Raw genomic sequence first — 11,322 nt, 5'->3', positions numbered from 1 at the left:
GCCCGGGCCATGCTCAGTTCGCGATCCCGTCCGGCTGCACGTGCGCCTCGGCGCGACTTCGCATGGTCTTGCGGTACCACGCCGTCCATAGTGCCAAGCCGCCGTAAATGGCATAGCCGATGAACGGCGAGACCACCAGAAAGCGCTCGATCGGCCAGGTGAGCGCCATCCATGCGCGCAGCGCCGTTTCGCCGGTCAGGCCGACGCCCCATACCAGCGTCATGAACCGCATCGCACTGACAAGCGCTGGCCGCTCGCGCCACAAGGATTCGAAGCGCGCGGCGCCGCCTTCCATCTCACGGGCGACGGTGGCGCGCGCGAGATAGAAGATCAGCGGTCGGCGCATCGGCAACGACACCAGAAACGCCACGCCCACCGCGCCGGACACGAGCGACTCCCGTAGCAACAACATGCGGGGACTGCCGCCCAGCGCCATTGCCGCGACCGACAACACGATGCCTGCCACAACGATCACGCTGAGCGCGTCGACGCGTCGAAAGCGCACCAGTTCGATCAGGCTCCAGACGATTGGCGGCACGGCGGAGGCGATCAGTGCGCCGGTCTCGCTCATGTGCGGCAGCGCGAGGCGGTAAGCAAGCCACGGCAGCAGAAAGTTGACGGCCAGTTCCAGCACAAAACCCGGACGGAGCTTCATGTTAATTTACGCTGTAAGCGAAAACGGCAGTATCCGTGAACCGGCTGGGCCGATGCAAATAGTTTTTTGCATCGGTGGCCGCGCCCGATAGTCCGTAGTCGGTGGTCGACTGCGCCCTGTGTACACTTGCGTCTCCAAGCTCAATCCCGTCATGACATCCCGCTATCCGATCCCGCCGAACGAAATCGAATTGACCGCAGTGCGCGCGCAAGGAGCGGGCGGTCAGAACGTCAACAAGGTTTCGAGCGCCATCCATCTGCGTTTCGACGTGCAGGCGTCGTCGTTACCGGAAGTGCTGAAGATGCGCCTGCTCGCGCTGTCCGATCATCGGCTCACGCGCGACGGGGTGGTGATCATCAAGGCGCAGGAACATCGCACTCAGGAGATGAACCGCGCGGCGGCGCTGGCGCGGCTCGATGAACTGATCGAAAGCGTCAGCGTGACGCGCAAGCCGCGCGTCGCGACCCGGCCGACGCGCGCCTCGAATCGGCGTCGCCTCGACAGCAAGGCCAAGCGCAGCGAGATCAAATCCGGCCGCGGGCGGGTAGAAGATTAAAGGGGATTGAATGGGGATTGGAGGGAGATCAAAGGCGGAGCCGGTCGGGCTCAGCGTTTGCCCCCGCGTCCGCCGGAACGCGTATCGGCCGGCGACGTCGCCGGCACAAAGTCGACGCAAAGCACATGCGTGCCGTCACGGTCGAATGCAATTGCCGCGGTATAGCAGTCCTGGCCGTCCGCGAGCGAATAGTGCGGCCCCATCATGGCGACGCGCCCCGGCGCGGCGAGCGCATGCTTGAAATACGCCCGCCGCGACCAGTTGCAGCGCGTATCCATGTAGAGCGGCGCGAGCCGCGACGGCGGCGGCGGCACCGAGGCGGCCGCGATCGATGGTTGCGTCTGTTCACCTTGACCGTCGGTGATGAACACCCGGCGCGCCTCGCGCAGATGCCACACCTTTTGTGCCGCCTGCTGCAGATCGCCGGTGGCTTTGAAAGCATCGGCGGCGTCGAGCACGGCTTCGGCGAACCCTTCGAAACCGAGCCGCTGGTGGCCGGCGTGGGCGAGTTCGTACGCGGCGAACTTGCTCCACATCGACTCGATCAGCGCCGGCACCCTGGCGCACGCCGCCTGCACCGAACTCTGCGGCTGGCCGAGCCAGAAACCCTGCACGAAATCGACGTCGGCCTGCATCAGGATCATCAATTCTTCGTCGGTTTCGACGCCTTCGGCCAGCACCAGCGTGCCGGATTGATGGAGCATCGCGATCAGATGGCTGATCATCGAATCGTCGCCTTCACGCTTGCCCGCACGGGCGACCAGCGAGCGGTCGAGTTTCACGATATCGGGGCGAAAGCGCCACACACGGTCGAAGTTCGAAAAACCGGTGCCGAAGTCGTCGATCGCAATCAGGAAGTCGCGTGGCTGCGACGCCGCGAGCATGCTGGCGACGGCGGATTCATCGTCGGCGGGTTGTTCGAGTACTTCGATGACGATGCGCTCCTGCGGCAGGCCGAAGTGCGCCGAGAGTTCGTCGATGAAGGTGCGCTGCGGCCAGCCGGTTTCGAACACCTGCGGCCGCGTATTCAGAAACAACCACCCGGTGCTGATGCCTTGTTCCATGAAATTCGCCACATGCAGGCAGCGTGCGATGCGGTCGAGTTCGCGCGCGTCGGCGGCCGAACGTGTGCCCGAGAAGAGTACTTCCGGCGATACCGGCAAGCCCACCGGATCGAACGCGCGCAGCAGGCCCTCATAGCCGACCACACACTGATGCGTGACCGACAGCACAGGCTGGAACACGCTGTGCAAAGTCAGTGCGCGCCATGTCGCGGTCCAGCCGGACTCGTCCCGGACCAGATGCGGAAGCAGGCCGCTCAGGGTCAGTTCGCTGACGGTTGGCATAAAGGCGGGCATGAGAGCGGGCATGGTGACATCGCGGCAATCGGGTGACGGGGCGCGCGAACAGATTCAGCGCGCAACGGATGCACAGCCCAGGCCTCAGCAGGGTAAGACGGGCACAGCCCGGGAACGCGGAGAGCAATGCCAGCCATGCTGGACTCCGGCGGGATTAGTCAAAACCAGTCTAGCAGTTTGCACTTTGCATGAATGTGCGGGTTATCACAGACGCGGGACGTGGCCGAATGCCCGGCAAACAGGCTGAAGCGCGGTAGTCGCCCCCGGCGTCGTGGGCGTTTCGCGTGAGCTGCGCACGCGCTTACTTCGCGCAAGATCGTTCGTTTTAAACGTATTTCATCGCGCGGATGAAGCCGAGGGTAGCAGGGTGGTAAGTGCCCGCCCGCCAAACTCCAGGCAAGGACGGTGCTCAGACGTTTTGCGCCCGCTTTGCGCGTGTCCTGTGCCTGTTCCGCGCACGCAGCCAGGCATTGCATCAGGATAATTCCGCCATCGCCGTGTGAGCTCGCCCGCCGCGCGTGGCCGCCTGCAGGTTTGGCGGGGCGCGGGTAAGCTGCTGTTTTTCGTGAAAAAACGGAGGACAGGCATGGCGGAAATCGCAGTGGTCGCAATCTCGGTGGCAAAGCCGGGCTATGAAGAGCAACTGCGTGAGGCGCTCGAAGGCATCGTCGGGCCGACGCGCAAAGAGCAGGGTGCGCTTCAATACGATCTCCATCGAGACATGAAGGAGCCGCGCCGGTTCGTGTTTGTCGAGCGTTGGGAAAGCCAGGAGGCGCTGACGGCGCATGCCGGATCCGCGCACATTGTGGCTTACAAGAAAGCCGTGGCGGATTGGGTCGAACACGCGGAAATTCGAGTTGTGTCGAAGATCGCGTGAGCGCTTGAGAGGGCAACAACGAAGGTCGAACAACGAGGGTCAAACTACGGCGAGTGAGTTGCCGGGCCGGATCCGGCCCGTGCGGCGCTCGCCGTTTATCTTTAATGCGTGGCCTGCGGGACGTCGAGGATCAGGATGATGGTCCAGTCGGCATCGCCATCGTGGTGATACTGGCGTTCCGCGACGATAAACGGTTGCTGTTTGCCGTCCGGGCCAAGAAACAGCACGTCGCCTTCCATCGGCAGGCATTCGACGGGCGGCAGCGCGAGGAACGCTTCCTGACCACCGCGCGGCATCAGTTTTTCGATTTTGCGAGATGCGGCTTCAGTCCATTCGATATCTAGCTGAATGTTGCTCATGCTGTCCTCCGCACCAAAGTGCGTACAGGTTAGGGGGAGTCCGGCCGGGCGACGGTCGCCGGGCGCCGGTTGGTGCGCGACTTTAGCATAACGTCGGCCGGGCGCAGCGGGCCTGCAGCAAGTTCATTAGACAACAAAAAAGCCGAAACCGGCGGTACCGGCTTCGGCTTTTCATCTTCGCGGCAAGACCGCGAGTGATGCGCTCAGTTGCGCTTACGAACTGGCGGCCATCGGCTTCGCGGCCTTCTTATGATGCGGGGCCATCTTGTGATGTTTTTCCGGCATAGCCGGCGCACTTTCCATTGCTTGCTGGCGGTTTTGCAACTCTTGCGCGCGTTGCTCGACGTCGGCGGCCTTGGCCGGATCGGTGCTCATCATGACGCCGTTGTCCTGCGCATAGGCTGCGCCCGTTACGGCGCCGAGCGAAACGAGGATCGCCAGGGACACTTTCTTCATTGTTACCTCCGCAGAGTGGTTATGGACCCGAGATTTGCCTGTCCAATCGGAAAGACAATGCATTCTAGCGAGCAATATCCGCTCCAGCGGACGTTTTGTAACTGCTATGACAATTGGTTACATCTTGTTACGTTCGGCCCACGGTCGCTTTCGATAACGATCTCGCGTCAAACACAAAAGCGCGTTGCCGACATCAAGAATATTCGCATCTCTAAATAAATTTTCGTGTCATGACGCATGAGATTCAGAACCATCCTATTGCACGATAGACATGAAATTGTGCAATTCCAATCAGTTCGTGCAGCGCAATCTCCGCGCTCACCAGATTGTCATAGCGCGGCAGTATACCGAGACGTGCGCGCCGCGCGCTCGAGATCAACGGCTGCGGCGTGAGGCCGAACCGATGAAAGTCGAGCAATGCGCGCGGCATCTGATAGGCGGAGGTGACGAGTATCAGGGAATCGTAACGTGATCGTTCGAGGATCGCCGAGACGTTGCGCGCGTTTTCGTAAGTCGTGCGGCTGCGGTTCTCCAGCACGATGTCCGTACGCGGCACCTGTTTGCGCAGCAGGTAAGGCAGATAGGTGTCCGCTTCGGTTGCGGCTCGCCTCTGCGGATTGCCGCCGCTCACGATCACCTGACATGTGACTGCTGTACGCTTGCATGCGGCATAGTTCTCGGCGCTCACCGCAATGCGCGCGAGCACGTCGGGTGGCGGTACGAGGATGTTGTCATCGTAGGCGGTGCCGCCGCCGAGCATGATGATCGCGGTGCGCGGCGCGAAGCTGGCAGGTGTGTCGCTCTGCCGCTGCGGTTGCGCTAAATCCAGCAATGGCGCAGTGAGCCAGCCGGCGGCGAGCAGCCAGAACAGGGCGATCGTGACAATGGCGAGAGGCGGGCGGGCGCGTTTCCATAGCACGATTGCTGCAAAAAAAAGCGCTAATAAAGTGAATAGAATCAATTTAAATGCGGTAACGTATGTCTTTCGGGATGAATCTATGGGCTTGCTATCGCGCCGCAGCGGTTGCATCGTCGGCCCGTAGACAGAACGCTAACATGCCGTTCCGACGGGGGTTCCGAAAAATAGACCAGGCAGCACCTGGCGGAATTCGGCTGCATGCCATGCAGCCAGCTTCCAGCCAAGGGCGGGTGCCATGCGCGTCACTGGTGGCGCGGTGACGTGTTGGGCATAAATGTGTCATAGCTGCACTTTAAGAAAGAAGTGAGATGACCACGTATTCCAACGAAGCGGTACTTGAAGCGCTGCGGCGGGCGCAATATCGCCAGGTCCCATGGGCCAGACGGCCGGGTGTATTCCAATATCTTCGCGCGCTAGGCCTGATGGACACAGTTCGGCAGCGCACTGTCGCTCCGGCTCCGGGTTTTCATGCGCCTGTCGATATCGCCGTGCTCACCGAGCGGGGCAGGGCCGAATTCGCGAGACTGGCGCACGACGAGCGCCTGTTGAGCTGGACCGCACAGCGAATGAACGACTACGTCGTCGCTACAGCCGAAACGCGGCCCACGGCCGCTCTCGAAGCCCGGCCTTAGGACGGCGCGGGCAGGCTGGTGGCGCAGCTTTTCCATCCGCGTTGCGCGGCTGGCGGTGATCTTATTGCTCCGCTTCATGGCTCGGGTTATGCGCCCGGGTACGGTATGCACCGCCCGCCCGTCCACGCAAAAAAAGCCCGTATCGCGAAGATACGGGCTTACCGGAATTACTACTGCCACGCTGTGCTAATGGCGTTGAGTCAGACTGGCGCAGCGCCGGGTGGTTCCCCGATCGTTCAATTCGCCGTGCAGTGCGCGTGCAGTGCGTTGTCTCGCGGTTACGTGAGCGCTGCTTACAGCGGACAACAGCAGCGGTTCATCTCCAGTAGACACCACCATGCGGTCTGAAGCGCCCCGGCTGCGAATTGGCGCGCCGGCGGCGCATACCTAGCGGCGGCGCGTGGGATCTTCGCGCGGCTGATCCGGCCGCGCGCGTACATTACTCGCGATATCGCCGCGCAAGTCGCCGCGCGGCGCCGGCGGCGTGAACTCGCGGCTGCGCGGATCGCTTTGCTGCCAGGCTTCAACCGTGGCTGAGTGATCCGGCCGCCAGTTCCAGCCCTGTGGACGTTGCTGTGCGAGCACCGGTGCGGCCATTGATGAAACGACAATGCCGCACAGAAGCAGTGACATTGGTTTCATGCTGAGCTCCCGTCAAGCCGATCGACTCAAGGCCTGTTTGCATACACATAAGGTATGCCGGGTGACGAAAGCACGCTGTAAGTAATGGTAAATGGATGTTTCACCGGCAACAATCGAGCCGCGTCAGATGTCTGAGGCGGCTCAGCGGTGAAGTCGGCCAAGTCGGTGAAGATGGCCAACCGGCAAGGGACGACCGCATTGGGCGCGCCAGGAAGCGATGCCCATTGCAGGTCGGGCGGGCGTCGACATACGGCGCACGGCGGCCCAGATACACACCGGGCGCCCGCAGGCGCCCGGAGGCAAAACAATTCGCGTCAGGCCATCTTGACCGGCGCGCGCCACGATTCCGGATTGGTCCAGAATGCGCCACGCAGGCGGTCGCGGCTCGGCGGTGCCGGCGGCTTCGCCGCGGTCGCGCCAATGCGACCACGCAGCGAAATCTCACGGCCGCTCGTGCCGAGTCGCTTAACTATTTCGGCGAGCGTACCATCGGCTTGCCATTCGTCGAAGCGACGGCGGCAAGTCGGCGGCGACGGATAGCGGCCCGGCAGCTTGGACCAGCCTTCGCCCGTCGACAGCACCCACAGCACGGCATTGACAACCGCGCGTGCTTCCACGCGTGGCCGACCGCGCCGTTCGCTCCGTGCTGGCTCCGCACAGAACAACGCCTCGACCAGCGCCCACTCGTTGTCTCTCAAATCGTCGAACAGCATCATGTTTCACCTCAGCGAAGCTAACTCCGGTGCGCTGCCCCGCGCCGCGCACTCTCCATGCACTCGATAGGCGAGTGCCAAGGGGGGTCGGGCTTGCCACGGTTTCATGTCAGTCAGAAGTCATGGCGCCGACCCTGTATGCATGTAAATGCAGGAAGTGTGCCAAGTTGAGTCCAACTACCTGAAAGCCCTGTGACAGCGGGCCAGCGCGGGCGCTAGCTAGGGGCGTATAAGAATCCAAAAAACCCATCTCGCAAATCGGGACAATCACCAATCTTGTGCAATCAAGCCCGGCCAGCGTGCGTTTGCGCCTTATTGCTGCATTGCAGCGACCTCGCTAAATGCAGTTGTGGTGCGGCATTTCGCCCTACAATGCGCATCAAATGAGGTTATTGATGAGGTCGGCAAATGAATGTGACGCTGCGCCAGCTAAGGGTTTTCATTGAGGTCGCCCGTTTGCAGAGCTTCAGCCGGGCCGGCGATGAGATCGGCCTGACGCAATCGGCGGTCAGTCGCTGCGTCCGCGAACTGGAGGGGGAAATCGGCCTGAAGCTGATCGACCGCACCACGCGCGAGGTGCAGCTCACGGATGTCGGCGGCAACCTGGTATCGAGCGTGTCACGTCTGCTGACGGATCTGGACGACGCCTTGCGCGAGATCCGCGAAATTGGCGAACAGCGCCGCGGGCGCGTCGTGGTGGCCGCGAGCCCGACGATCGCCTGCCGGCTGATGCCCCGCGTGGTGTCGTCATGCGGACGCCAGTTTCCCTACATCACCCTGGGTCTGCGCGATGACGTGCAAAGCGATGTGGTGCGCAAGGTGAAGTCGGGCGAAGTCGATTTCGGCGTGATCATCGGCCCGTTTTCCGCCGACGACCTGCTCAGCGAATCGCTCATGACGGACTCGTTTTGCGTCGTTTCGCGCGATGACCACCCCTTGGCGGCGCAGGAGCGGGTGGCATGGACCGACCTGGATGGCGAGCAGCTCGTCATGCTCGATTACGCGTCAGGCAGCCGGCCGATCATCGACGCCGTGATGCAGGAGTACGGCGTGAGCGCCACCGTGGTGCAGGAGTTGGGGCATTCCGCGACCGTTTTTGGGCTGGTCGAGGCGGGTGTCGGCATAAGCGTGCTGCCCTGGCTGGCGCTGCCGTTGCCGGCGGGCGCCTCGCTGGTGGCGCGGCCACTCGTGCCGCGCGCCGAGCGCACGGTCGAACTGGTGCGGAGGCGCGACCGCTCGCTGTCGCCGGCGGCGGAGGCAGTGTGGGGCCTGATTCGTCAATTGCCGGGGCGGGCGGAGGATCTGGGCTGATGAACTGGGCGCGGCTTCTTCATCCGGTGACTGCACTTCGCCGTTCCAAAAACAGGCGCCGCGCTAAACTGTCGCCTTCCCCAAGCGTCAACCTTTAGCCGTTACCCGTCGATTAACCGGCCATCACCCGTCTGGAAGCCTTGATGAGCGAATCGGATCTGCCTGTGCCCTCCATCCCCAACGCGCGCGATGCCGTGCGCGCACTGCGTCCTTCGCAGATTCGTGAAGTCGCGAATGCCGGTTTCGGTGTCGCCGACGTGCTGCCGTTCTGGTTTGGCGAGTCTGACCGGGTGACGCCGGCCTTCATCCGCGACGCCGCCAGCGCCGCCTTGGCCGCCGGCGCGACCTTCTATACGCATAACCTCGGCATTGCGCCGCTGCGCGCGGCGCTCGCGGACTACGTCAGCGCGTTGCACGGGACGACATCGCCCGATCACATCGCGGTGACGAGCGCCGGTGTCAACGCGCTGATGCTGGCCGCGCAGCTGGTCGTGGGCGCGGGTGACCGTGTCGTCGCGGTCACGCCGTTGTGGCCGAATCTGGTCGAAATTCCCAAGATTCTGGGCGCGCATGTGGACACCGTCGCGCTGGGCTACGGCGAACGCGGCTGGCAACTCGATCTTGAGCAACTGCTGGCAGCGTTAACGCCGGACACGAAGATGCTGCTGATCAACTCGCCGAACAATCCGACCGGCTGGGTGATGAGCCGCGACGAGCAGCGCGCCGTGCTGGCGCATTGCCGTCGCCACGGCATCTGGATCGTCGCCGACGAAGTCTACGAACGTCTTTATTATGCCGACGCCGGTTCCGATCCTGCTGCGCGCGGCGCCCACTCGCGCACGGCGCCGTCGTTTCTCGATCTGGCCTCGCGCGACGAGCGCATGATCTGCGTGAACTCGTTTTCCAAGGCGTGGCTGATGACCGGCTGGCGGCTCGGCTGGATCGTCGCGCCGGCCTCGCTGATGGACGATCTCGGCAAGCTGGTCGAATACAACACGTCGTGCGCGCCTGATTTCGTCCAGCAGGCGGGCATCGCGGCCGTTCAGCAGGGCGAGCGCTTTACGCAGGAGCTGGTGCTCGACCTGAAGGCATCGCGCGACCATCTGGTGCATGCGCTGTCCACGGTGCCGGGCGTCGACGTGAAAGCGCCGCCGGGCGCGATGTATCTGTTTTTTTCGATGCCGGGTGCGTCGCGCAGTCTCGAGCTATGCAAGGCCATGGTGCGCGAAGTGGGCTTGGGGGTGGCGCCCGGCAGCGCATTTGGGCCGCAAGGCGAGGGTTTTGTGCGCTGGTGCTATGCCTGCGACACGGCCAGGCTCGACGCAGGTGTTGAGCGCCTGAAGCGGTTCCTGGTTCGACACGGCGCGTATTGAGCAGTGGCGCAACGGGCAGGTAGCCCGGTTTAATGCGCGATTGAGGGGCCAAACCGGTCCGATTCCCGTCCATTTCCGCCAGCTTTTCCTTTTACGCAGGCGCGTTGAGGCATAACTGAAAAATGCGCCGGGGATTTCGTCTTTACGCACCGATTGTTTTTGCGTAATATGGCGCTCAGTCACGCGATTCCTTTCAGGAATATCGCTGCTCCGTCCGGCTGGGTTTGGCTCGATTGCCTGTTTCGCCTCCCCCCGGTGCGTGCTCCCATCAATATGACCGATCAGAATCGGGCGAGCGCGTCTTCAGTTCCACATCGTCTGTTTGATCCGGTTCTTTGACCACAGGGTCTGACCTAGCTGCATGAATACCCAAGAGGCGAAGATCGTCCTCGAGACTGCCTTGATCTGCGCGCAGGAGCCGTTAAAGCTCGGCGATTTGCGCAAGCTCTTTGCCGACGGCGTGTCGGCAGACACTGTCCGGAATTTGCTCGAAGACCTCAAGCAGGATTGGTCTGGGCGCGGTGTGGAGCTGGTCGGGCTGGCATCGGGCTGGCGATTTCAAAGCAAGCCCGCGATGCGTTCGTACCTGGATCGTTTGCATCCTGAGAAGCCGCCGAAATATTCGCGCGCGGTACTCGAGACGCTTGCGATCATCGCGTACAGGCAACCGGTCACGCGCGGCGATATCGAAGAGATTCGCGGCGTCACGGTGAACACGCAGGTCGTCAAGCAACTCGAGGATCGGGGCTGGATCGAGGTGATCGGCCATCGTGATGTGCCAGGCCGTCCGGCGCTCTACGCGACCACGCGGCAGTTTCTCGACGACCTCGGTTTGAAGGCGCTCGACGAGTTGCCGCCGCTCGCCGATCCGTCGGCGCAGCTGAACGCGGATCTGCTCGGTCAGCATGCGATCGAATTTTCCGAGGTCGAAGCCGTGCAGGCGTTGGCTTCCGGCGAAGAGAGCGCGCCCGCAGAGCAGGTGGATGCCGCCGCGGGCGAGTCGGCAGGAACGGAAATCGGCGGCGAATACGCCGAAGAGCACCAGGCGCCGGTCGATCAGGCGCAGCACGCGGAGTCGACTGAAGCGAGCGGGGCAGCCGAATCAAGCGAGGCAACTGAACTCGCCGAGGCCGCGCATGGCGCCACGAACGTCGCGCCGGCACCCGAGCCGCATCAGGATGCCGCTGAAGTCCCGGCCGCACAGGAACATGCCGAAACGGCAAATGATGTACCGCAGGCCGGCGCTGCCGAGCCCGCACTGAATCACGATCCGGTCTCCCAGGCCGATCCGGCAATACCCGCGCACGACTCGGGCGTACTCCGCGATACGGAGCACGCCGCCGAGCCGAACCCGACCACGGCGGCGCACGGCGATCCTGAGGATCGTCGCGATGCCGCGCAGGACGCAGGCATTCTGACCGACGACGAACCCGAGTCGCGCAGCGCCTGACGTAACCGAACTTTTTTGCCA

At 62.9% G+C, this 11,322-nt stretch carries 12 protein-coding genes and 1 pseudogene; 6 read left to right on the top strand and 7 right to left on the bottom strand.

The window, feature by feature from the left end; genetic code table 11:
• Nucleotides 1-13 precede the first annotated feature (13 nt).
• Entirely contained in the window at nt 14-655 is a 642-nt protein-coding gene (locus B0G76_RS13865) for a VC0807 family protein (RefSeq protein ID WP_120292936.1), read from the bottom strand.
• Between the two features lie 151 nt (nt 656-806).
• On the opposite strand from B0G76_RS13865, the gene arfB reads away from it, so the two are divergent.
• Nucleotides 807-1,211: an alternative ribosome rescue aminoacyl-tRNA hydrolase ArfB gene (gene arfB / locus B0G76_RS13860; protein ID WP_120292934.1), complete on the top strand. Its 405-nt coding sequence runs from the start codon at nt 807-809 to the stop codon at nt 1,209-1,211.
• A gap of 50 nt (nt 1,212-1,261) precedes the next feature.
• Here arfB and B0G76_RS13855 read toward each other — a convergent pair whose 3' ends face one another.
• Nucleotides 1,262-2,581, bottom strand: a complete 1,320-nt coding sequence (locus B0G76_RS13855) for an EAL domain-containing protein (RefSeq protein WP_259460575.1) — start codon at nt 2,579-2,581, stop codon at nt 1,262-1,264.
• 574 nt (nt 2,582-3,155) lie between these two features.
• Between B0G76_RS13855 and B0G76_RS13850 the strand changes: the two genes are divergently transcribed.
• Nucleotides 3,156-3,446, top strand: a complete 291-nt coding sequence (locus B0G76_RS13850) for a putative quinol monooxygenase (RefSeq protein ID WP_120296368.1) — start codon at nt 3,156-3,158, stop codon at nt 3,444-3,446.
• 101 nt (nt 3,447-3,547) lie between these two features.
• Here the strand turns inward: B0G76_RS13850 and B0G76_RS13845 are convergent, their stop codons facing one another.
• The 3 genes from B0G76_RS13845 to B0G76_RS13835 form a co-directional block, all read right to left on the bottom strand.
• Nucleotides 3,548-3,805, bottom strand: coding sequence for a hypothetical protein (locus B0G76_RS13845; protein ID WP_007182306.1), 258 nt, complete (start codon nt 3,803-3,805; stop codon nt 3,548-3,550).
• A 213-nt stretch (nt 3,806-4,018) separates the two neighbouring features.
• A complete protein-coding gene (locus B0G76_RS13840; protein ID WP_120292932.1) occupies nt 4,019-4,261 on the bottom strand; it encodes a hypothetical protein in 243 nt (80 codons plus the stop codon).
• A 244-nt stretch (nt 4,262-4,505) separates the two neighbouring features.
• Entirely contained in the window at nt 4,506-5,222 is a 717-nt protein-coding gene (locus B0G76_RS13835) for a YdcF family protein (RefSeq protein WP_259460574.1), read from the bottom strand.
• Nucleotides 5,223-5,488: 266 nt separating this feature from the next.
• Between B0G76_RS13835 and B0G76_RS13830 the strand changes: the two genes are divergently transcribed.
• On the top strand, nt 5,489-5,812 hold the full coding sequence (locus B0G76_RS13830) for a hypothetical protein (RefSeq protein ID WP_120292928.1): 324 nt from the start codon (nt 5,489-5,491) through the stop codon (nt 5,810-5,812).
• A 387-nt stretch (nt 5,813-6,199) separates the two neighbouring features.
• Here B0G76_RS13830 and B0G76_RS13825 read toward each other — a convergent pair whose 3' ends face one another.
• Entirely contained in the window at nt 6,200-6,454 is a 255-nt protein-coding gene (locus B0G76_RS13825; protein ID WP_120292926.1) for a hypothetical protein, read from the bottom strand.
• Between the two features lie 317 nt (nt 6,455-6,771).
• Nucleotides 6,772-7,167 (bottom strand): annotated as a pseudogene (locus tag B0G76_RS13820) (transposase); the annotation flags it as partial.
• Nucleotides 7,168-7,575: 408 nt separating this feature from the next.
• On the opposite strand from B0G76_RS13820, the gene B0G76_RS13815 reads away from it, so the two are divergent.
• The 3 genes from B0G76_RS13815 to scpB all read left to right on the top strand — a co-directional run bounded on the left by B0G76_RS13815 (nt 7,576) and on the right by scpB (nt 11,301).
• Entirely contained in the window at nt 7,576-8,478 is a 903-nt protein-coding gene (locus tag B0G76_RS13815) for a LysR family transcriptional regulator (protein WP_120292924.1), read from the top strand.
• A gap of 143 nt (nt 8,479-8,621) precedes the next feature.
• Entirely contained in the window at nt 8,622-9,851 is a 1,230-nt protein-coding gene (locus tag B0G76_RS13810; RefSeq protein ID WP_120292922.1) for a pyridoxal phosphate-dependent aminotransferase, read from the top strand.
• Between the two features lie 361 nt (nt 9,852-10,212).
• A complete protein-coding gene (scpB, locus tag B0G76_RS13805; protein WP_120292920.1) occupies nt 10,213-11,301 on the top strand; it encodes an SMC-Scp complex subunit ScpB in 1,089 nt (362 codons plus the stop codon).
• Nucleotides 11,302-11,322 lie beyond the last annotated feature (21 nt).

The organism is Paraburkholderia sp. BL23I1N1 (assembly GCF_003610295.1).
GTDB lineage: Bacteria > Pseudomonadota > Gammaproteobacteria > Burkholderiales > Burkholderiaceae > Paraburkholderia.
Note: the sequence above shows the minus strand (reverse complement) of the source record. Positions and strands in the feature narration are given on the sequence as shown.